Annotated in this window: 21 protein-coding genes; 17 read left to right on the top strand and 4 right to left on the bottom strand. The window is 52.3% G+C overall.

Annotated features, from left to right (window positions below; genetic code table 11):
- Positions 1-303: 303 nt before the first annotated feature.
- From JRF57_11345 to JRF57_11325, 5 genes are all read left to right on the top strand, one after another.
- On the top strand, positions 304-2,046 hold the full coding sequence (locus JRF57_11345) for an ABC transporter substrate-binding protein (GenBank protein MBW2304294.1): 1,743 nt from the start codon (positions 304-306) through the stop codon (positions 2,044-2,046).
- Positions 2,047-2,129: 83 nt separating this feature from the next.
- Positions 2,130-3,161 (top strand): ABC transporter permease, encoded by a 1,032-nt coding sequence (locus JRF57_11340; protein ID MBW2304293.1) that lies wholly within the window; start codon positions 2,130-2,132, stop codon positions 3,159-3,161.
- A 13-nt stretch (positions 3,162-3,174) separates the two neighbouring features.
- Complete coding sequence (locus tag JRF57_11335) at positions 3,175-4,080, top strand: ABC transporter permease (protein MBW2304292.1); 906 nt, start codon at positions 3,175-3,177, stop codon at positions 4,078-4,080.
- A gap of 6 nt (positions 4,081-4,086) precedes the next feature.
- Entirely contained in the window at positions 4,087-5,253 is a 1,167-nt protein-coding gene (locus JRF57_11330) for an ABC transporter ATP-binding protein (GenBank protein ID MBW2304291.1), read from the top strand.
- A 29-nt stretch (positions 5,254-5,282) separates the two neighbouring features.
- On the top strand, positions 5,283-6,314 hold the full coding sequence (locus JRF57_11325; GenBank protein ID MBW2304290.1) for an ABC transporter ATP-binding protein: 1,032 nt from the start codon (positions 5,283-5,285) through the stop codon (positions 6,312-6,314).
- A 21-nt stretch (positions 6,315-6,335) separates the two neighbouring features.
- Here the strand turns inward: JRF57_11325 and JRF57_11320 are convergent, their stop codons facing one another.
- Complete coding sequence (locus tag JRF57_11320) at positions 6,336-8,120, bottom strand: diguanylate cyclase (GenBank protein ID MBW2304289.1); 1,785 nt, start codon at positions 8,118-8,120, stop codon at positions 6,336-6,338.
- A 235-nt stretch (positions 8,121-8,355) separates the two neighbouring features.
- Positions 8,356-8,961: a hypothetical protein gene (locus tag JRF57_11315; GenBank protein MBW2304288.1), complete on the bottom strand. Its 606-nt coding sequence runs from the start codon at positions 8,959-8,961 to the stop codon at positions 8,356-8,358.
- A gap of 804 nt (positions 8,962-9,765) precedes the next feature.
- Here JRF57_11315 and JRF57_11310 point away from each other — a divergent pair.
- The 5 genes from JRF57_11310 to JRF57_11290 all read left to right on the top strand — a co-directional run bounded on the left by JRF57_11310 (position 9,766) and on the right by JRF57_11290 (position 13,440).
- Positions 9,766-10,623 carry a MoxR family ATPase gene (locus tag JRF57_11310; protein MBW2304287.1) on the top strand — a complete coding sequence of 286 codons (858 nt, stop codon included), beginning with the start codon at positions 9,766-9,768 and terminating at the stop codon, positions 10,621-10,623.
- An 80-nt stretch (positions 10,624-10,703) separates the two neighbouring features.
- Positions 10,704-11,897: a hypothetical protein gene (locus JRF57_11305; GenBank protein ID MBW2304286.1), complete on the top strand. Its 1,194-nt coding sequence runs from the start codon at positions 10,704-10,706 to the stop codon at positions 11,895-11,897.
- Between the two features lie 174 nt (positions 11,898-12,071).
- The gene (locus JRF57_11300) at positions 12,072-12,248 is read left to right on the top strand and encodes a winged helix-turn-helix transcriptional regulator (GenBank protein MBW2304285.1); all 177 of its coding nucleotides are present in this window, start codon (positions 12,072-12,074) and stop codon (positions 12,246-12,248) included.
- Complete coding sequence (locus tag JRF57_11295) at positions 12,235-12,936, top strand: queuosine precursor transporter (GenBank protein ID MBW2304284.1); 702 nt, start codon at positions 12,235-12,237, stop codon at positions 12,934-12,936. Before JRF57_11300 ends, JRF57_11295 begins: the two co-directional genes overlap by 14 nt.
- Positions 12,937-13,152: 216 nt before the next feature.
- Entirely contained in the window at positions 13,153-13,440 is a 288-nt protein-coding gene (locus JRF57_11290) for an integration host factor subunit alpha (protein MBW2304283.1), read from the top strand.
- 197 nt (positions 13,441-13,637) lie between these two features.
- Here the strand turns inward: JRF57_11290 and nadA are convergent, their stop codons facing one another.
- Positions 13,638-14,543 (bottom strand): quinolinate synthase NadA, encoded by a 906-nt coding sequence (gene nadA / locus JRF57_11285; protein ID MBW2304282.1) that lies wholly within the window; start codon positions 14,541-14,543, stop codon positions 13,638-13,640.
- 426 nt (positions 14,544-14,969) lie between these two features.
- Between nadA and JRF57_11280 the strand changes: the two genes are divergently transcribed.
- Together JRF57_11280 and JRF57_11275 are read left to right on the top strand one after the other, a co-directional pair.
- Positions 14,970-16,157 carry a homocysteine biosynthesis protein gene (locus tag JRF57_11280; protein ID MBW2304281.1) on the top strand — a complete coding sequence of 396 codons (1,188 nt, stop codon included), beginning with the start codon at positions 14,970-14,972 and terminating at the stop codon, positions 16,155-16,157.
- Positions 16,154-16,564 (top strand): 4Fe-4S dicluster domain-containing protein, encoded by a 411-nt coding sequence (locus tag JRF57_11275; GenBank protein MBW2304280.1) that lies wholly within the window; start codon positions 16,154-16,156, stop codon positions 16,562-16,564. The genes JRF57_11280 and JRF57_11275 overlap by 4 nt, the downstream gene beginning before the upstream one ends.
- Positions 16,565-16,720: 156 nt before the next feature.
- Here the strand turns inward: JRF57_11275 and JRF57_11270 are convergent, their stop codons facing one another.
- On the bottom strand, positions 16,721-17,110 hold the full coding sequence (locus tag JRF57_11270) for a transcriptional regulator (protein ID MBW2304279.1): 390 nt from the start codon (positions 17,108-17,110) through the stop codon (positions 16,721-16,723).
- 779 nt (positions 17,111-17,889) lie between these two features.
- Here JRF57_11270 and JRF57_11265 point away from each other — a divergent pair.
- The 5 genes from JRF57_11265 to JRF57_11245 form a co-directional block, all read left to right on the top strand.
- Positions 17,890-18,042 carry a FeoB-associated Cys-rich membrane protein gene (locus JRF57_11265; GenBank protein ID MBW2304278.1) on the top strand — a complete coding sequence of 51 codons (153 nt, stop codon included), beginning with the start codon at positions 17,890-17,892 and terminating at the stop codon, positions 18,040-18,042.
- A 323-nt stretch (positions 18,043-18,365) separates the two neighbouring features.
- Positions 18,366-19,055 carry a TIGR02266 family protein gene (locus tag JRF57_11260; GenBank protein ID MBW2304277.1) on the top strand — a complete coding sequence of 230 codons (690 nt, stop codon included), beginning with the start codon at positions 18,366-18,368 and terminating at the stop codon, positions 19,053-19,055.
- Positions 19,056-19,392: 337 nt separating this feature from the next.
- Positions 19,393-20,019 carry a TetR/AcrR family transcriptional regulator gene (locus JRF57_11255; protein MBW2304276.1) on the top strand — a complete coding sequence of 209 codons (627 nt, stop codon included), beginning with the start codon at positions 19,393-19,395 and terminating at the stop codon, positions 20,017-20,019.
- Positions 20,012-21,169 (top strand): efflux RND transporter periplasmic adaptor subunit, encoded by a 1,158-nt coding sequence (locus JRF57_11250; protein MBW2304275.1) that lies wholly within the window; start codon positions 20,012-20,014, stop codon positions 21,167-21,169. Before JRF57_11255 ends, JRF57_11250 begins: the two co-directional genes overlap by 8 nt.
- Positions 21,166-21,536 (top strand): efflux RND transporter permease subunit (locus JRF57_11245; protein ID MBW2304274.1); only part of this gene is annotated, 371 nt, incomplete at its 3' end. The genes JRF57_11250 and JRF57_11245, both read left to right, overlap by 4 nt.

Below are 21,536 nucleotides of genomic sequence, written 5' to 3'. Positions count from 1 at the left end.
GTTCAATTTTGTTCAAGGTCAAGGAAGGCGAAAATTTTAACCATCCCGCTCAGAATACTAAGCGGGACAGGCATCCATACATTGAAGTATTTCGAGGATTAAAATTTGTCCGCGCGAAGCGACGACTCCCCACCCAACGGGTGGGTCCCCGGTTTGAGCCTGACGCCGAGATTGGGCAAAAGGGAGCGTTTTTCAAAGGTCTCTGTCTCTGGGCCTGGGTGGATGGAAGAGAGGAAACCCCCCAAATTCATCGGGGGAGAGGGAGAACTCGAGGGCGTCAACCTTTAACAGAAAGGAGTGACCATGAAGAAGTTGCTGGTTTTGTTTTTAGGTCTCCTTTGGGTGATGGGTTCCACGGCGGTATACGGCGGAGTGAAGAACCCGGATACCTTCGTGCTTGCCGATATCGGCTCAGTGGATACCCTGGATCCTGCGAAGAACTATGACGTGGCCGGAACTCACAAGATTTGGACCGTGTATGAGACCTTGGTGTTTTTTGACGGGCCTCATACAGATAAGTTCGTGCCGGTTCTGGCCACCGAGGTTCCCACCGTGGAAAACGGTGGAATTTCGCCGGACGGCAAGACGTACACCTTTAAAATCCGCAAGGGGGTGAAGTTCCACGAGGGCCAGGAATTAACCCCGGAAGATGTGGTCTACTCCCTGAAACGCGCCATGATCTGCGACCCTGCAGGCGGTCCCATGTGGATGTTGCTCGAGGCCCTTACCGGGTACGGTAGCACCCGGAAGGGAGGGAAGATCATCCCGGGGATCTTCGAGAAGATCGATAAGGCCATCGAGGCAAAGGGTGAGAAAGTCATCCTTCACCTTCCCAAGCCCTATCCTCCCCTGATGGGGATCCTGTGTTATTCGGCCTCTTGCATCATCAACAAAAAGTGGGCCATATCCAAGGGATGCTGGGACGGTGACATCCGTCACGCGGCCAAGTACAATAATCCTCCGGAGGGGAAGGAGCCCCTGCAATCCGTAACCAACGGGACCGGGCCATATAAATTGAAGTTGTGGCAGACGGGGAATCAGTTTGTCTTTGAGCGTTTTGATGGTTACTGGGGGCCAAAGCCGAAAATAAAGACCGCCATCGTTAAGATCGTTCCCGAGTGGAGCACACGGAAACTTATGCTGCAAAACGGAGACGCGGATCGTGTTCACGTCGGCAAACCCTATGTGAACGAAGTCAAGGCCATGAAGGGTGTAAAGGTCTACGAGGTGCCCCAGTTGGCCGTGACAGGAGCCATGTTCTGCCAGAAGATCAACCCCACGGGAAACGATAATATCGGCAGCGGAAAGCTGGACGGAAACGGTATTCCTCCGGATTTCTTCTCTGATATCAATGTACGAAAGGCCTTTCTGCATGCCTACGACCGTGACACGTTCAAAAAGGAAGTCCTGAACAACCTCTGCACCATGCCCCCCACACCGCTCGTGGAAGGTCTGGCGTATTACAACAAGGACATCCCGGTCTACGATTTTGACCTGAACAAGGCCAAAGAGTATATGAAAAAGGCCTGGGGCGGGAAAGTCTGGAAAAAGGGATTCAAGATGGTGATCACTTACAATACCGGCCGTGAGGAAAGGGAAGCGGCCGCACTGATGTTGAAGGAAAACATCGAGAGCCTGAATCCCAAGTTCAAAATCGAAGTCAGGAACGTGGAGTGGAAAGACTACATGGTCAATATCCGAGCCTTTAAATATCCTGTGTTCATTATAGGATGGGGCGCGGACTATCCCGATCCCCATAACTTCATGTATCCTTATATGAGTTCCGACGGCACTTACGGTAAATATATAGGCTACAGCAACCCTGAAGTGGATCGACTGCTGAAGGCCGGGATTGAGAACGTGGATCCCCAAAAACGTGCCGACGCCTATAACAAGCTGCAGCAGATCTGGTACAAGGACGCCCTGGGAATCGTCCTTTTCCAGCCAAAGGAGTTGTGGGCTTACAGGGATTATGTCCACGGATTCGTGCCCAATCCCATGTTTCCGCCTGCTGAGGAATTCTTCTACAGGTTGTGGAAAGAATAGTCCTTTATCATTCACACATGATCAAAACCGGGGGGCGCCTTCCAGGCCCCCCGGTTTTGACCTTCAACGTGGGGTGATGATCCTTGACTGCTTATATCATTAGAAGGCTTTTTTTGCTGATTTTTGTTTTGGTCGGCGTATCCGTGCTGATCTTCGGGATCCTTATGACCTTCAGCCCGGAGCGCAGGGCCATGGCCTATGTCGAAAGCCCCCAGCAGGTAAAGGACATCCCCCAGATAATCGAGCAACACGGACTAAACGACCCATTCTATATACAATATTTTCGTTGGCTCAAGCAGATCGCCACGGGAAACCTCGGCTGGTCCTTTGTAGCGGCCGATACGGTGTGGGATGCCTTCTGGTACTATTTGCCTATTACACTCGAGCTGAACCTGTTTGCTATCCCTCTCATTATCATTATAGGCATCTGGCTCGGCACCCAGGCCGGCATCCATAAGGACACCTGGATCGACCACTCAACCCGTATCTTTGCCATTATCGGCTGGTCCCTTCCCACCTTTCTGTTCGCCCTTATCATGCTCATGCTTTTTTACGGCTATTTCTCGGTCTTTCCACCTGGAATCATAAGCGACCATATCCAGATGTTCATCCTCAAAAATCCCGACAAGTTCAAGGTGTACACCGGGATGTATACCATCGACGGCCTCCTGAACGGAAGGCTGGACATAACCCTGGACGCCCTCAGGCATCTTGCCATGCCCGTGTTGACCCAGGTGGTGGTCGTGGTGGCCTTGCTCATGCGGGTCATGCGCTCGAGCATGATTGAAGAGATTTCGAAAGATTTTGTCATCACCGCCCGGGCCAAGGGTGCGGACAAGAAGACGGTGTATTTCAAACATGCCAGGAAGAATGCCTTGATTCCAGTCGTAACCGTTGCGGGATGGTTGGTAGCCTTTTCCATGGAGGGGAGCATCTCGGTAGAGATCATATTCAACAGGCGGGGAATCGGCTGGTGGCTCGCCCAATCGGCCATCTCCCTCGACATCCCGGTCTTGATGGGGGTATGCCTTTTTTTCGGTATGGTCTATGTGATTACTAACCTGGCGATTGATATCCTTTATGCCGCCATCGATCCCAGGATCCGGCTCACCTGAGGAGGAGTGAATCATGGGCGACCCTCATCCACGCATCAAGGAACTCAAGTTCACTCTCTACAGGATATTCAGGAATCCTTCCGCCCTTATCGGATTCTCTCTCCTCCTGTTCTTCACGGGGATAGCCGTCTCCGCTCCCCTCATCGCTCCGCCGAAATATCCCCACAATCCTTATATGATGCCCCACAAGGGATTTTCACCCACACCCAAGCCCCCGGGAAAAGACCATGTCTTCGGGACAACCACCGGGCAGTACGATATCTTCTACGGGGTGATATGGGGAACCCGAACGGCCTTCAAGATCGGATTCGTCGTCGTCGGGATCGCTGGTATCGTGGGGATTACCCTAGGTCTTATCGCCGGATACTTCGGCGGATTGGTGGATGAGATCCTTATGCGCATCGTGGATATCGCCTTCGCCATTCCTCTGCTTGTTCTCACCATGGCTATTATCGTCGCCTTCGGTAGAGGGCTGGAGAATGTGATGATCGCCCTGGCTATGGTAGAGTGGCGTGTCTATGTCAGAGTCATGCGTTCGAGTATCCTGACATTGCGTGACTTGGATTACGTGCAGGCGGCTAAGGTGATGGGGGTTTCTCATTTCAGGATCATGATGCGCCACATTTTGCCCAATGGTATTTACCCTGTCCTGGTCATTGCCACCATGGATATCGGGTCCATGGTCATCATGGCGGCATTCATGAGTTTTCTGGGCCTGGGAGCGCCGAAGGGTTATGCGGACTGGGGCCAGATGGTGGCCTTGGCCCGAAATTACATAATCGGGCCTCCGGGTGATCCATTGAAATATTGGTACACGATCGCCTTCCCAGGCCTTTGTATCGTTTTGTTCGTGCTTTCTTGGAACCTGATAGGAGACGCCCTGAGGGACGCGTTTGATCCTAAGATCAGGAGAAGGTGACACAAGATGGCCCAATTGATAGAAACACGTGACCTGGTAACTAATTTCTATACCTACGAGGGGGTGGTAAAGGCCCTCAATCGGGTCAGCCTGGTGATTGACCGGGGTTCGACATTCGGCCTTGTGGGGGAATCCGGTTGCGGAAAGAGCGTAACAGCCCGTTCCATGATGCGGATAGTCCAGGAGCCCGGGAGGATAGAGAGCGGGAAGATCCTTTTCTATCCGGAGGAGAATGATGGCGAGGTAGTGGATCTCCTGAGACAGACAGAGGCATACATGGAGGAGCTGAGGGGAGACCAGATCTCGATGATATTTCAGGAGCCTAACGCGGCCCTGAACCCCATTATGTCCATCGGAGACCAGGTTGCGGAGAGCTTTCTCTTTCACCGGAAAAAGGAGATGTATGAAAAGGTCCTTGACGACTTGAAGGCCGGAAAGGGCCGAACCTCCGATATTTACGGCAAATGGCTGATGTTCCTTTACGCCAGGGCGGCGAAGGATCCGGGGGACCCCTTGTGCAGGTTTCTCGGAAAGGTCCCGTTTGTCAGTAGATGGCAGAAGGCCCTCAAAAGGGAGGCCCGACGTCGCTCCGTGGAGATCATATCCGCCCTGGATATCCCGAACCCCGAACAGGTGGTGGACAGGTACCCCCATAACCTTTCGGGAGGGATGAAACAGAGGATCGTGATCGCCATGGCCTTGGCCTGCAGCCCGGTGCTGCTCATAGCCGATGAGGCCACCTCAAACCTTGACGTTACGATCCAGGCCCAGATCCTGGACCTGCTTCGGAAACTGAAGAAAGAAGAAATATCTTCAATCCTTCTCATTACCCATGATCTCGGGGTGGTGGCCGAGACATGCGATCGGGTAGGGGTGATGTACGCCGGGAATGTATGCGAGGTGGCGGATGTAAAACCCCTTTTCAGGAATCCCCTTCATCCTTATACCAGGGCCCTCCTTGATGCCGTACCGAAATTTTCCATGGAGGGAAGGCTGAGGAGTATAGAAGGAAATGTGCCCAACCTGGTGTCACCTCCCGGGGGCTGCCGCTTTCACCCGAGATGCCCCGTGAGGGTGGAGAAATGCTCCAGGGAGATGCCGGACATGGTAGACATGGGGGGCGGGCACTTGGTTGCATGTCATCAGGCAAAGGCGTTGAATTCCCCGGCCTGATAAATTGGAAGGTGATCAGGTAAGCTGACATGGAAAAACTACTGGAATTAAAAAGTCTGAGGAAACACTATCCCATTTTAGGCGGGATCCTCCACCGTGAGGTAAATAGGGTGAAAGCCCTTGACGGCATTGACCTTGATATCTACCGGGGCGAGTGCCTGGGGCTTGTGGGGGAATCCGGTTGCGGAAAGACGACGGCGGGAAAGGCAATAATCAGGCTCCACGACCCCACCGGCGGCAAAGTTTACTATTACGGGAAAGGTGAAGGTCAGGCCAAGGCGATTGATATTACTTCCCTCAGAAGATCTTCCATGAAGAGGCTTGGCATCCGCGGAAGGCTGCAGATGGTTTTCCAGGATCCCACGACTTCCCTCAACCCGAGAATGCTGATCAAACACATCATCTCCGAACCTATCAAGGCCCAGAACGGTCTGAAGGGACGGGACCTTGAGGATCGAGTCGTAGAGCTCCTTTACCTGGTGGGCCTCACAAAAGATCATCTTCTCCGATACCCCCATGAGTTTTCAGGGGGCCAGAGGCAACGGATCGCTGTGGCCCGGGCCATCGCCACGGACCCGGAGTTTATTGTGCTTGATGAGCCAACATCCGCACTTGATGTTTCCGTCCAGGCCCAGATCCTGAACCTCCTAAAGTCCTTGCAGGATTCCCTGCATTTGACTTATCTCTTTGTCACCCATCATCTTCTTGTGGTCAAATACGTCAGCAACCGGACAGCGGTTATGTACCTCGGGAAAATAGTCGAGATCGCGCGCACGGATAACCTCTTTTCTTCACCGCTTCATCCCTATACCCATGCCCTTCTTTCCGGGATCCCCATTCCCGACGTGGATCACAAACCCCATCGGATCGTCCTTGCCGGTGACGTCCCGAGCCCTATTGACCCCCCTGCGGGATGCCGGTTTCATACTCGATGCCCTTTCAGCCTTGAACTATGCAGCGAGGAGGAACCACCGCTTTCAGAGGTGCAGCCCGGCCACAGGGTGGCCTGCCATCGATGGGGGGAGGTTCAAAGGCTCGTATCGGAGCGTTTCGGAAATTGAGGGGGCCCGGGAACCTGGAGTTCAAGAGAAGATAACCCGGTTTTTCCCCGTTTTTTTGGCCCGGTACATGTTCTCGTCCGCCCTTGCCAGAAATTCCTTTGCCTCTTCATCCCCAAGATACTCGGCTACCCCGATGCTTACGGTTTTCCTGACGGTCTGATCCCTTGTCGGCTGAAAGGGAATGGATGCGAATTTTTTCCTGATCCTTTCCGCCAGCACCACAGCCCCGTTTCCGTCCGTGTCAGGCATGATGACCACGAACTCTTCTCCTCCGTAACGAAACCCCGAATCGCTTTGGCGGATGTTTTCCTGGATGATCTTTCCCATGGTGGATAAGACTTGATCTCCTTTGGGGTGGCCGTAAGTGTCGTTGAAATGTTTGAAATCGTCGATGTCCATCAAGATCAAAGAAAGAGGATGCTTATAACGCCGTGCCCTGTTGATTTCGTTATTCAGGGTGTGGTTGAAATGCCTCTTGTTGAACAGCCCGGTAAGATCATCGATGATACTCAGTTCCCTGTATCTCCGCTGGCTTTCTCGTAGGGCTTCCTCGGCCCGGATCCTGTCGGTCACGTCCACATAGGTGACAACCTTCCGCTCGTCCCCGAGGTCCACTTCTTCGATAGTGACGATCTTCTCGCAATTGTCTTTGCATACCGCCTTGAAGATCCGCTCTCCTTCTTGGTCTGCTTTTTCTCTCTCCCCCGACTGATCCGGTATCCCGCGGTCGGCCGTATCAATGGATCGGGGGCAGTAAGCCCCCTTCAACCATGTTTTTTCATCAGGAAGTTCTTCCAGGGAATACCCGAAGATCTCAGAGAATTTGGGGTTCACGTATTCCACCTTTCGATCCTTCCCGACGATGGTTTGCCCGAAGGGGGCTTTCTCAACAACCAGCCTGAACTGCTCTTCACTTTTTCTGAGGGCTTGCTCTGCGGTGACTCTTCCGGTGATATCGGTAACGTTGGTCACCATGGCTATGAGATCTCCGTCTGGTCCTCTCAGGGGAGTAGAAACAAGCAGGAAGTAAAGGATGATTCCATCGGGCGATCGCCATTCAACCTCTTGTTCAACCCGCTTTTTGCCCTTGCGGATGTGGTTCAAAGGGCATTGTGGGGTATGGCAAAGGGGCAGCTTGAACACCTCAAAACATTTTTTCCCTTCCATTTCACGCCGGTCCAGCCGGGTGGTTTTAAGGAAGGCCTCGTTGTATCGTAGGACCTTGGCGGAGGTATTAACAACCAGTATTCCCCCTGCGGCGTTTTTGAAGATCTGGTCAAGCTCAAGGTAGGCAAGTTCAGCCTCCACGGCCATCTTGTTGGCTCGGCTGAGAGATGTCTCCAGTTGAATGTTCAAGGAGGACATCTCCTTTTCGATCGCCTCCAGCTTAACGCATGAGTGTTTCAAGTCCGCCTGATACTCTACCATCTTCCGGGCCCAGAGGATCCAGGCCTCAAGGGCCTGGGGGTTTTCTTCCGGATCCAGAAGGTGGTTGACTCCATGGTCGATCGCTGTTTTAAGCAGTTCAGGCTCGGGGGAAGGGCTGGTGAGGAGAATCGTTACGTATCTTCCTTCCGGATGGTGACGGATGTTCTGGCAGAATGTTTCCCATGGGATCGGCTGGAGGCGGCTGTCCAGGACAACGAGAGCCGGGAGGTTGTCTTGGAAAAAACGCAAGCCCTTGTCCGATTCTGTGATGACGTGAACATCGAAACCGGCGGAGACCAACTGGCTTTCGAGGAGAGAAAGAAAGGAGGGGTGTCCGTTGTGGACAATAAGGGCCTTCTCCCGGTTTCTTTCAGGCATCGTCATATCCTTTTTTTCGGTGCCTCTCTTGCTTGGAATATAAAAGAAAGGGATTTTCCGGTCAAATGTAAAAAGTTGACCCTGAATGCGCTCGTAAGAGAGACATGATTCAAATCTTTACACACTGGTTCAGGGGGAACGCGCCTTGGTTTTCCCTGAATATGGATATACTTCTTATGCCGATTTAGCAGGCTGTCGAAAACAAACTGCGCTCGCTGTGTTTTTCAACACCTCGTTAGTGGGTACCCTCTTCCAAATCGTCTTCCAGGCGTAGACCGGTAAACAACCACCCGGGTTGATGAACGATTATGGATCTCATGTCCTCGACATAATCCGGCCGAATCCCATCCCGCCATCTGGGGTAGCCCCCAAGCCATACATAGCGGACCAGTTCGTGAAAGACGGTTTTCTCGAAGATGTATTCTCCGATGGAAACGGTGTTTTTCTCCTGATCCGCCTGGAAGGGAATAGTCGTTTTGATTGCATAATCCTGGATCAGGGGTTCTATGCGGGATCGGTTTTGGTATCCACCGGGTTTTTGCTTGAATTCCTCCTGCCTGTCCGGAAAGGGAAACAAGCGGTAGACTTCCCCGATGAATCCCACATAGTGGGTCCCGTGAATCGCCCCTGCAAGGTCCCCGATTCGGTCTGGAGCAGGGATATCATATACTTCCCAGGAAAAATCGAACCGAATTTTCTCCTCCCGAGAGGCCTGCACCATGTATTCGCAGAACTCAGGGGCAAAAAGGAAATAGTGTTCCAGGAGGAGCAGATCTGTGTCGATATTGAAAAAGCCGAAAGCGATGGTCCCGTGATTGAGAGATTGAAAACCCAGGGGCATAATATTCTCCTATAAAAACGGGATGGATTTAACAGGATATAGCTCTTCGGTTCATATATTAATCGGCCGATGCCTATCAATTTATTAATTTGGGGCTCTCACCATGTTTCCACTCTCCTTCGAGTCCTTCGGGTGCTCAGTTCCGCTGCTGGGCAGAGGGCTCCCGGTTCTAGAAATGAGATTTCCATGTAAGCTTAAGAAAATCAATGGGTTTCGCATTCCACCCTACAGGCGGGAACAAGGAATCTTACAGATTTACCCGCCTCTGGCGGGTTGACGGAGCTTGTTACGCCGTAGCCGTGACGAAGGCAGGAGATTGTGGAAAAAGGTTATGGCCAATACTTCTCACTGCAGAACCGCTCCTTTACACCGTGGGAAAGGTCTTGCAATACAATGTCCGTGATGGTAATGAGTCAGAAATCTTACCTGCCCGGTCCAATTCTTTGGCCCGGAGATGCTTGATACCGGAGTGCATAAGCGGAATCGGTTTTTGATTCTTTTTGCGCATTTTGGGGCTTTTTTCTTTGCTTTTGTTGTGTTATTTCAATTTGTTGCAATCTGAGACATTTGAAAAACGCCCCCTTTTGCCGAAATCTTCCGCCTACGTCACGGCTACGGCGGGCAAGCTGCGTAAGGCTCAAACCGAGACCTTTGAAAAATGCTCAATTTTGACCTTGGACAAGATTGAACGTTTTTCAAAGCTCTCTTTTGTTTGAAGGAATAGACCGATTATTTCAAGGCATTCGGAAATGCCTGTTTTTCCCCCAAAAAGTGGAAAAAGATTTCACAGCAAGGAGTCAAGCTATGAATTCCGAGAATCACGTTACCACCAAGCAATTCAGCGGAGCGTCAAAATATGTTCTGGACGAAGAATTGGCCAAGATCGTCAATATTTCCATGGCGCTGGAGATGCCCCTCCTCCTCAAGGGAGAGCCGGGGACCGGGAAAACAATGTTGGCCCATGCCATTGCAGAGGCCCTTAATATGCCCCTTATCGTGCTGAACGTAAAATCGAGCATGAAGCTTATCGACGCCCTTTACCAATACGACACCCTGACTCGATTGAACGACAGCCGTTTCGGTGATTCCTCCCGTGATGTCAGCAATATTGAAGACTATATCAAGATGGGAAAGATCGGGCAGGCCTTTGTTTCGGAGGAGCGTGTCGTCCTGCTGATCGATGAAATCGACAAGGCGGATACGGATTTCCAAGATGACATGCTGGATGTGCTTGATCAGATGGAGTTTGATATCATCGAGATCGACAAGACCATTAAGGCCAAGCATAGGCCCGTAATCATCATAACCTCCAATGCAAAAAAGGATTTATCGGATCCCTTCCTGGGGCGGTGTAATTTTCATCACATCGCCTTCCCCGATCCCGACATGATGCGGCAGATCATCGAGGTCCATTTTCCTGACATATCGAGAGATCTTCTGGAGAACGCTATCAAGACTTTTTACCGGTTGAGGGATATCCGGGGCATCGAGAAAAAGCCGGCCACACGGGAATTAATCAACTGGATCCGGGCCTTGCGGGCTGATCCTGATTTCCGGGTCAAGGACCTGGTCAAGGGAGAAGTGCCCTATCTGGGGGTTCTTTTCAAAAAAAGCCCTGATTACATGGTCGCCCAGAACAGCGCAGCGCGTTTCAGGCTGTAGGTTTCTCAAGGGATCTGGGTGTTTCTCGCTCGGAAGGGAGAAAGATGCTCCAAAAAACTATCAGAATGCTGACTTGAGCGATGTTTACAGAATTTTTTTATACTTTGAAGAAGGTGGGAATCCCGGTGTCGCCCACCTCATTTCTCAGGCTGCAAAAGGCCTTGAGCATGGGGCTCGTTAACTCCATCGATGATTTTTATACCGCCGCCCGTGCTATCCTGGTGAAAAGTGAGCGGTATTTCGATCTTTACGATCAGGTGTTCGCCCATCACTTTGAGGGGGCCGAACTCGAAGATCCGGACGAATTCGAACTGTCCGAGATCGCCAGGGCCATGCTCGATGAATGGCTGAAGAGCCCTGAGGAACTGGCCCGGGCTCTGGGGGTGGACGAAAAGGAACTGTCCGGGATGACCCCGGAGGAATTGATCCAGTACTTTCTCGATCGCCTGAAGGAACAGACCGAGGCCCATCATGGCGGCCACAAGTGGATCGGCACCGGCGGGACGTCTCCTGTGGGCCATTCCGGGTACCATCCAGGCGGAATGAGGGTCGGAGGTGTTTCAGGGAACAAATCCGCCGTCAAGGTGGCGATGGATCGCCGGTACAGGGACTATTCCCAAGAGGGACCTCTGACCCAGTCACAGATGGGGGAAGCGCTGAAGCGGCTCCGGAACATGGTCCCGGTCGGGCCAAAGGATCAGGTCAATATCGATGAGACCATCTACCAGACCATGAAAAACGCGGGCGAGATCGAGATCGTTTTCGACCGGAGCCTCAAGGACCGGCTCAAGGTGATCCTGGCCATCGACAACGGGGGCTGGTCCATGGATCCCTATATCGAGGTGGTCCAGACCCTGTTTAATTACGCGAGGGCCCAGTTCAAGGATTTGAAAACGTACTTTTTTCATAACACCATTTATGATCGCCTCTGGGAGGATCCTCCAAGGCGTTACAAGCCCTTCAAGGTGGACGAAATGGCCCGGCTTGATCCGGAAACCCGCGTCATCATCGTGGGGGACGCGAGCATGGCCCCTTACGAATTGATGGCTACCGATGGATCCATTCACCTGGAGGAACGTTCCGGCAGACCCAGTATCGAGCGGTTGCGCTTTATTGCGAAGACTTTCCCACACAGCGTATGGCTCAATCCCAAGATGAAGGTGGAGTGGCCTTATACGCGAACCATCGGGGTGATCCGGGAGATCTTTCCCATGTTTGAGTTGACGCTGGACGGCCTCGAAAAGGCGGTTCGGTACCTGATGAGCAAAAACTAAAGCCGCCATCCGTGAGGGAATTCCCCGGCAGGTTGAGCCTAAACCACCTATAGATGTCCTTGCCCTTTCCCAGGGATGGGCTTTGAAGGGAAAGGAACGGCATTTGCGGGACAGGGTTTTTGATCGGCCCTTTCCAACTCGTTTCGTTGCCATGCTCTTTTTGGGGAGGAAATGATGGATTTGGAAAAAAAGGTGCTCGATGCCATGAAGAAGGCGGGTAGGCCTCTTCGGTCTGGTGACCTGGCCAAAATGGTGGGGGTCGAGAGCAAGGAGGTCTCGAAGATCATCAATGAACTCAAGAAAAAGGGCAAGATCGCTTCGCCCAAAAGATGTTACTATGAACCCGCGTGAGGCAAAATCCAGCATTGCCGTGTATTCTCCCTGGTTCGTTATTATTTCGGCGGTTTTCGTCACCTGCCTTATAACGGCCAATATCGCCGCGGTAAAGTTGGTCAACCTTTTCGGATTCATACTCCCCGCGGCAATCCTCGTTTTCCCTCTCAGTTACATCACGGGAGATGTGTTGACGGAGGTTTACGGATACCGTCAGGCCCGCCGGGTCATTTGGCTCGGGTTTTTGTGTAATTTTCTGGCTGTTGGGGCACTCTGGCTTGGGCAGATCCTTCCCCCGGCATCCTTCTGGGACGGGCAGGCCGCTTATGAGCGTATCCTGGGATATACCCCTCGTCTCTTGTTTGCTTCTTTTTTGGCCTATCTTGCCGGGGAATTTGCAAATTCCTACGTCCTGGCAAAGATGAAAATAGCAACGAGGGGGCGCTGGCTCTGGACGCGCACCATAGGATCCACCCTGGTGGGCGAAGGATTGGATTCCCTCCTATTCATCACCCTGGCCTTCGCCGGAACCATCCCATCAGGAACATTGATGCGGGCCATCATCACCCAGTGGCTCGCGAAATCGATTTACGAAGCATTGATTACTCCGCTTACCTATGCCGTGATTCGTTTTTTGAAAAGGAGTGAAGGGATCGACGTCTATGACCATGACACGAAATTCAATCCTCTTCTCATCACGGAGTAGACGGCCTTTTTCGGATATCAAGTGATTCCCTCCTGTCGCCCCTCCTGTGATGGTCAAGGAAAGGCTTTTCTCTGATCTGAAGTCTCCCCAGGCGTTTTATCTTCGATCCTTGAGCAGAGCAGGTTGGGAGGATTTGATGGGGATGATTCCCAAAATTGTTGACAAAATAGATAGTTAAGGCTAGGGTAAACATATTCCAAGGAAAGGAGCCTGACCATGACTCTCACCAAGGCCGATATCACCGAGAGTATTTATCATCAGTGCGGGTATTCCAAGGGAAAATCGATCCGCCTGGTGGAAACCCTCCTGGAGATCATCAAACGGACCTTGGAATCCGGTGAAGAGGTTCTTATCAGCGGATTCGGCAAATTTTCAGTGAAGTACAAGAAGGAGAGAAGGGGGCGGAATCCGGCTACGGGAGAGGATTTGACACTGGGTGCCAGGAAGGTTGTCACCTTTCGATGCTCCCCCGTGCTCCGGGCGAAGATGAACGGCCAAAGGTGAACCTTAGTTCTCCCCTTCAGATTCCCTGGGATTTGGTCGTGAGCCTTTTGACCATTCCATGGGATGAAAGTTTCCTGCCTGTTTTTTCAACGAGGATAAGGGTCATCCGTCATCCTGACGGGATCTATCGGGGAAAAAGGGAGGTAGCAGACTTTATTCGTTCCTTCCTTTGATATCCCGCCCCTAATTCCCGAAAATCAAATGGCCAGCATGTTCTCCACGGCTTCCAGGGCCCGGATTCGGATATCCTCAGGTACTTCGATGGTGGGCCCCATCTCCTGGAGCGAGAAAAGGACCTTTTCGAGGGTCGTTTTTTTCATGTTGGGACATACGCACTTGTCCGATACGGGAATGAAACGGATACGTGGATTTTCCTTCTTCAACCTGTGGAGGATCCCCGTTTCCGTCCCGATGATCAAGGATTCCCCCTTGTAATCGCGGGCGTAACGAATCATGCCGCCGGTGCTCAATACCTCGTCGGCGGCTTGGATCACATCCGGGCGGCACTCGGGATGGACCAGCACCTTGGCTCCAGGGTGTCTTTTTTTTTGCGCGTCTATGTCTCGTGCCGTAATCTTCATGTGGGTCGGACAGTACCCGGGCCAGAGTTTGAGCTGGCGGCCCGATTGCTCCATGACATACTGGCCGAGGTACTGGTCTGGGATGAACAGCACGGTCCCTTCCCGCCGGAGGGATTGAACGACCCGGACCGCATTGGCTGAGGTGCAGCAGACATGGGCCTCGGCCTTTACGGCAGCACTGGAGTTGACGTAGCATACGACCCTGCACCCGGGGATTCCGCTTTTTTCCCGGATGAGTTGTTCCTCGGTGATCATATCGGCCATGGGGCACCCTGCTTCCCTGTCCGGGAGAAGGACAACCTTTTCAGGGGAAAGGATCTTGGCGGTTTCAGCCATAAAATGCACCCCGCAAAATACGATCACATCGGCGTCGGTTTGACTGGCTTTTCGGCTCAATTCAAGGGAATCTCCCACGTAATCGGCGATGTCTTGAACTTCACCACGCTGGTAATTATGGGCAAGGATGATCGCACGCCGCTCTTTTTTCAGATCAAGAATCCGCTGAATGATTTCTTCTGGCATTCTTTCCTCCTAAGTCCTGTTCCGGGGTGATCGCAGAGGACTGCGCTTCAAAATAATTTTACATCTATTGACAACTATACCACATTGTGGTATGGTGCGAAACCGTTTTTCGATCATAAATGACTGTTCATTTTAAGGGCCTGACGCCAATGTCGTCAGGCCGAACTGGTGGAAAAACGGCAAAACAAGAGATATGAGCTTCGGGTGATGGAAACGTCAGAAGATACAATATTGAATCAAAAGCAGGTGAGAGCCCCTCGAGGTTCTGGTAGCCTTCGACCATCAGACCGGGGAGGAAGGGGATTTTTCACTTCCCGCTTGAAGGAGATAGGCCTATGGATAATGCCGGTGCTCCTTCGGGAGCTTCAGGTTTGGTATCGGTGAAATCCATGAGAACCTATTCATCTCAAGAGGGGAGAAGAAAGAATGGCGAAAACCATCGAGGAAATAAACGAAAAGATACGTTCTGGATCAGCGGTCGTTTTGACTGCAGAAGAAATCATAGAGGTTGTCCGGAGGAAGGGAATCAAGAAGGCGGCCAGGGAGGTGGATGTGGTCACCACCGGAACCTTCAGCCCTATGTGTTCGTCAGGGGCTTTTTTCAACATCAAACAAGGCAAGGTGAAGATGAAACTGGGAGGAGGTTGGGCCACCCTGAACGGTGTTCCTGCCTATTGCGGCCTGGCCGCGGCGGACATCTACATTGGGGCGACTGCATTGGCTTCGAGCGATTCCAAGAACGAGCCGCATCCGGGAAAGTTCTGGTACGGTGGTGCCCATGTAATCCAGGATCTGGTAGCAGGGAAAAAGGTGCGTTTGTCCGCCCAAGGATATGGAACCGACTGTTATCCCGCCAAGCGTCGGGAGGAGGAAATCGGCTTCGAAGAAATGAACGAGGCGGTCTTGTTCAACCCGAGAAATTGTTATCAGAATTACAATGTGGCGGTGAATCTTTCCTCCAAGCCTATTTATACTTACATGGGTCTGTTGAAACCCAGGCTTGGAAACGCGAATTACTGCAGTGCGGGACAACTCTCCCCTCTGCTGAATGACCCGTTTTACCGGACTATTGGTGTCGGTACCCGTATTTTCCTTGGAGGTGCCGAGGGCTATGTGGCGTGGCACGGAACCCAGCATAATCCCTCGTTGCCTCGCCTTGAAAACGGTACACCCCGGCGGCCGAGCGGAACCCTTGCCCTCATCGGAGATTTGAAAAAAATGAGCCCGCAATGGCTCAAGGCCGTATCTTTTACGGGTTATGGGGTGAGCTTGAGCGTGGGGGTGGGCGTTCCCATCCCGATCCTGGATGAGGAGATGATGCGGTTTGTATCGGTGTCCGACGGGGATATCAAGGCTCCCGTGGTGGATTACAGCCGCTATTACCCCACAGGAGAGGGAGTGGATGTCCTTGGAGAGGTTTCATATGAAGAGTTGAGAAGCGGGGCGATAGAGATTAACGGGACCCGCGTTCCCACGGGGTGTTTTTCGAGCTATTCCAAGGCCAGAGAGATCGCAATCCGCCTCAAGGATTTGATCAAGCAGGGAGAATTTATCCTTACACAGGCCGTCTCCCCACTGCCCGGGGCACCTGCCGGAAAGGAGGGGAGAAAATGATACGGACCAAAGTAGTACTTCAGTTTCCCCCCAGTAAGGTGGAAGAGCCCATCATCTATCATCTCATCACGGACTATGGGCTGGTCGTGAACATCCTCCGGGCCGCCATTGATCCCGGGAAACAGGGGAGAATGGTTGTGGAACTGAGGGGGGAGGAGGAATCCATATCCCGTGCTTTTGAGTACCTGAAAGGGCTGGACGTGGGTGTTGACCCCTTGGCCAGCGAGATCAAGATCCAGGAAGACCGCTGTATGGATTGTTCAGCCTGTGTGCCGATCTGTCCCACCGGGGCCCTGGAAGTCGACCGGCAAACTTGGAAGGTTTCTTACGACGCCGCCAAATGCGTCGTCTGCCTATCCTGCCTTGAGATCTGTCCCTATAGGGCGATAGAGATGGGCTTCAAGTAAAAGGCACTTCCGGGCCATCGGTTTTTAGACCAGAGATTGGGGAGTGCCCCACCGGAGGCCCTTGAAGAGGGCGAATGCCGCCGGGTAAGGGCCTCCGGTTTCTCAAAAAAAATTTTTGAATGGACCGCAAAGGCCTGAGCCGGATTCGGGAGACCGTCATCCCTCCAACCCTTTGATGACGGACCCGAATACCCGGCAGGTCCGGCAGGCCTCCATTTTTTTTGACCAGTCTCCCCGGGTCTCCCCATGGCAGATCGTTCCGTTGATGAACCAGCATAGGTTCCCGCACCGAAACTCCCAGGCCGGACACCGTTCCCTGGTGGCAGCCGGGCACTTTTCAACTTCCCAGCAGGGTGCCGGTTGGGTGTTTGCGGAATTTTTCATGGCAAGGAGAAAGAACATTTGCCGCTCAATATGGACAGGTACGTTTCGCCAGCCTTGCTCGAAGCTCTGGACGGCCTTGAGGGAAGTTCCCAATAATTGTGCCAACTGGCTTTGGGTCTTCCCGAGTTTCCGGCGGATCGCACAAAATTCCACCCTCTCCATAACCCTTCTCCTTTCGGTGGCCTCACCCATATCATCGCACCTTGCAGGTGCTTGGAGCCCCGCCGGGAACGATTCATGGGGGAGGGGCCCGGGGGGCTTGAAAAAAATGGATCCTGATCTTATCGTGTATCTATATACCACAATGTGGCAGAAGGTCCAGCCGTTTCATGGTATCTTCAATATATTATCCGGTGGGTGGAATCGGACAAGCTCGTGTCCATCCATAAAGCAGGCAATTTTGTTCAAGGTCAAGCCTCCGGCCCGTAAGGCCTACGCCCCGGAGGGGAAGGCAAAGATTTTAACCCGTCCCGCTCAGGATGCCAAGCGGCAGAGGCATCCATACATTGAACCCAAATTATGCGTCAACAATGAAATTGATTTTTATTGCAATATGTTGAAGCATTCTGACAGCATCTAATGGGTGAAGGCCGCTCACTGCCGATTTTGGCTCTTCCGCTCTCCTGCTCCAGAGCCAAAATAGGCCGCTTCCGGGAAAATCCCTTTCCCCTTCCTTGGGCGAGCGTTCACGCATAATTTGGGTTGAAGTATTTCGAGGATTAAAATTTGTCCGCCCGGTAGCGACGAGTCCCCACCCAACGGGTGGGTCCCCGGTTTGAGCCTGACGCAGTTTGTCACGCCGTAGTCGTGACGGAGGCGGAAGATTGCGGGAATTGGCCATTTATGGATGGGCACTAAAATAGAATTTTCAGGTGATATCCATTGGGCTGATCTTTATGAACTGCAGGAGATAAAAGTTCCATTAAGAAATGAGGGATAAAATGGATGATGTAATTGTCTATTTGATCATTTTCCTGGCCGCTGGTCTTTTGGCGCTGAATTATTTCAGGCGGTCGAAGAACAAGGATGATTGTGGATGTGGCTGCTCCACGTGTGATTCCGTCAAGGATTGCCGGGAGAAGCCCCAGGCTTGAAACTGAAACGTTTTTCAGTAAATAAAGATCTTCAGTAAAAAAGATCGATTATATCCCTGCCTTGAGCTTTCTCTCTCGCCCACCGGGGCAGCTTGAAAAACGCTCTATATTGGAAAAAAGCATCAAATACCCAAGAAGACGACCCTCATCTTGGTAATGAATCCATAGCAAATCTTAACTTTTTCAGTCCGATTGACGCCCGGTGGTTTGCCCTTTACAATAATAATTTAAGACACTATCTTGGGTTCGGTTCCCTTTGGGGGACTTTTGAATGCTTAAAGGGATAATGACGGCCCTTTTGCGGGGAAATACGGGGAATATCCATGTTTACGTTGGCATCCGAGGAAGTCTATAAAGACGGACAGGTAATCATCACCGAGGGAAGCTCGGGGGATTGGGTCTATGTGATTCTTTCAGGGGCCGTGGAAATCAGCAAGAAAATCGAGGGAAGAACCGTTGTGATCGAAAGGCTCGGGGAGGGGGAGGTCTTTGGTGAACTCGGTTTTCTTGGGGCCGTCAAGAGGACAGCTACTGCGCGGGCCGTGGGAGAAACGGTACTGGGAATCGTGGATCGGGCCACTCTGGACATGGAATTCAACAAGCTTTCAACCGAATTCCGGGCCATTCTCTCGGCGATCGTAAAGCGGTTTCAAAAGATGGTTTCCCGCATCTCTGAATCCGAACGCCGGGTGGAGCCGCGCCAGGTCAGGACCCTCTCGCTGACGTTCAAGGACAAGGGGGCCTTTATCAGGGCCTATACGGCCAATATCAACCAAAAGGGTCTATTCATCAAGACGGACCACCCGCTTCCTGAGGGAGACACTTTCCAACTGAAGCTCAACCTCCCAGGGTTGGAAGATGCCCTTATCATCAAGAGTGAAGTCGTATGGGTGCGAAGGCCCGGGACCGATTCCACCTCCGGGCCTCCGGGCATGGGTATTCGCTTCCTGGAAATGGAAGAGAAGGCTCGAAGGAACCTTGCGCTTTACCTTCAGCAAGGAGGCAGCCCTTGATCGGTACATGACCGGAGATGCACCGTCAGCGGATCTAAAGGACGGGGTCATGGGTTTCACTCGAAAACCTATGACCCCGTTTTTGGGGCAAAAAATTTTAAAATTGTTTTTACCTACCGGTAGGTAGATTTCGTATTGACTACAAGGAAAAATTGGTATAATGAGGCATCTTCTCCTGTAAGCTGTTGAAAAACGTAGCGAGGGCGGGAGAGGCAAGGCGGAATGTGGCGAAAAACAAAGTTTACATTTAGTAAATGAGCATTTTGAGCCGAATTTATACGCGGCATCAGCAAGCGCAGTAGTTTTTCAACAACCTGTTAAGAGTCGGATGATCTCCATGCATGACAGATCCACGAAGAAGGTGCCCAGTGAGGAGACCTCGAAGCGCAAGCTGATGGAGGCCGCTGTAAGGCTCTTTTCTCAGAAGGGATACAGCGGCACCTCGGTCAGGGAAATCGTTGAAGAGGCAGGGGTCTCCAAACCGGTCCTTTATTACTATTTCAAGAGCAAGGAGGGTCTCTTCCGGGCGATCCTGGACGATGCCGCGCGGTGGCAGGAGGAGATGATAGCCGAAGTCCTGGATACCCCCGGCACGGCTACGGAGAAATTACGGAAACTATATAAAAACATATACGATGCCTTCTTGGAATATCCCGAGTTTTTCAAATTTATTCATGCCCTCATCTTCGGGCTTCCCCAGGGGAACCCGAGATATGACCTGGAAAGGTTTCATAGGCGAATGGACGAAGTCATAAAGGCCATATACCTGGAAGGCCTCACTCGCAGAGAGTTTCGGGAGGCCGATCCGGAAGATGTCTCCTCCCTGATAATGGGAGTAAATGATTTCTGCCTTCACCTGGATTACATGTACCCCGAGAAGTCCGATCCGGAGCGGGCTGAACGTCTCCTGGGTCTCGCCTTTCGGGGATTGAGAAACTGTCGGTGGGTCAACGATCATGTATGATAATAACGAAAAGAAAGCAGGGAAAAGAAAAGCCAGGATCCTCCGCCTTTTCTGGGGAGGATTCCCTTGGCTGATTGTTGTGGGTCTCAGCATTTTCCTTTTCCGGATGGCCGGGGAGATCAAGGAAGAGAAGGTCCGGCTGGAGGCGGAAAAGAAGGCGGCCATTAAAAAGGAGATTCCACCCGTCAAGGTGATCACCCTGACCGTGCGTCCAAGACGCCTGGAGGATAAGATAACTCTGCCCGCTGAGATTGAACCTGAAGAAGAGGTGCTTGTTCGGGCCCAGGTATCCGGACAGGTGGTTCGGATCCTGGCCAGGGAAGGCCGAAAGGTGGCCAAAGGCCAGGTCCTCCTTGAACTGGACAGCAGGGATTACCAAAACAGGTTGGAGCGTGTGGAGGCCAATTACAGGCTGGCCAAGCTGGAATATGAGCGAAACAGGACCCTTGCCAGGAGCCATGCCACCTCCAAGGCCAAGCTGGACACCATCGAGGCCCGACTAAAGGATCTGGAAGCCCAATTGAGTGAGGCCCGTCTGGCCCTCGATCGGACCCGGGTTCGGGCCCCGGTCTCGTGTATTTTGAACGATATCAAGGTGGAGAGGGGCGATTTTGTGGCAGCGGGAAAACCGGTCGCCCAGATCCTTCAACTCAACCGGGTCTTGGTTACTGTGGGTGTTCCGGAAAGTGACGTGGCCGCCGTATTCGATCTCAAACAGGCCAACGTGATCATCAAGGCCCTGGGAGACTTGAAGGTCAAAGGGAAAAAGGTTTTCTTGGCACGAAAACCACGAAGCCTGGCCAGGCTCTACGACCTGAAATTGGAAGTCGCCAATCCGGACGGCCGGATTCTGCCCGGCATGTTCGCCCAGGTGGAACTTGTAAAAAAGGTCTTCGAAGATGCTTTGATCGTTCCCCTCTATGCGGTGATCACCCGGGGAGACGAACAGTTTGTCTTTGTGGAGCAGAGGGGGAAGGCGGAGAAAAGACCCGTGAAACCAGGAATACTGTCCGGTTGGCAAGTTCAGATACTCTCCGGCTTGTCGCCGGGGGACAGGGTCATCGTGGTAGGCCACCGCCAGGTCGAAGAAGGTCAGAAGCTGGAAGTCATCAAAAACGTGAATGATCTCTCGGAGATCCTGAAGTTATGATCGTCTCTGATACCGCCGTAAGAAAAAAGGTCGCCGTCCTCGTCCTGGCCGCCGTCCTCGCCGTTTTCGGCCTGATTTCCTACATGTCCCTTCCCAGGGAATCGGCTCCGGATATCACAATCCCCTATGTTTTCGTCTTCACCAGATATCCCGGTGTGGCCCCGGAGGATATCGAGAAGTCCATCACCATTCCCATCGAGAAGAAGCTGAAGGGGCTTGAAGGGGTCAAGAAAATCAGCTCCACAAGTACCGAGGGCAGGAGTTCCATCGTCATCGAGTTCGTGGCCGGAACGGACATCGACGATGTACTCCCAAAGACCAAGGACAAAGTGGATCAAGCCAAACAGGATCTCCCTTCCGACCTTGA

The organism is Deltaproteobacteria bacterium (genome assembly GCA_019310525.1).
Classification (GTDB): Bacteria; Desulfobacterota; DSM-4660; order Desulfatiglandales; family HGW-15; genus JAFDEE01.
The sequence above is the reverse complement of the archived record's forward strand: the minus strand, read 5'-3'. Positions and strand labels throughout refer to the sequence as shown.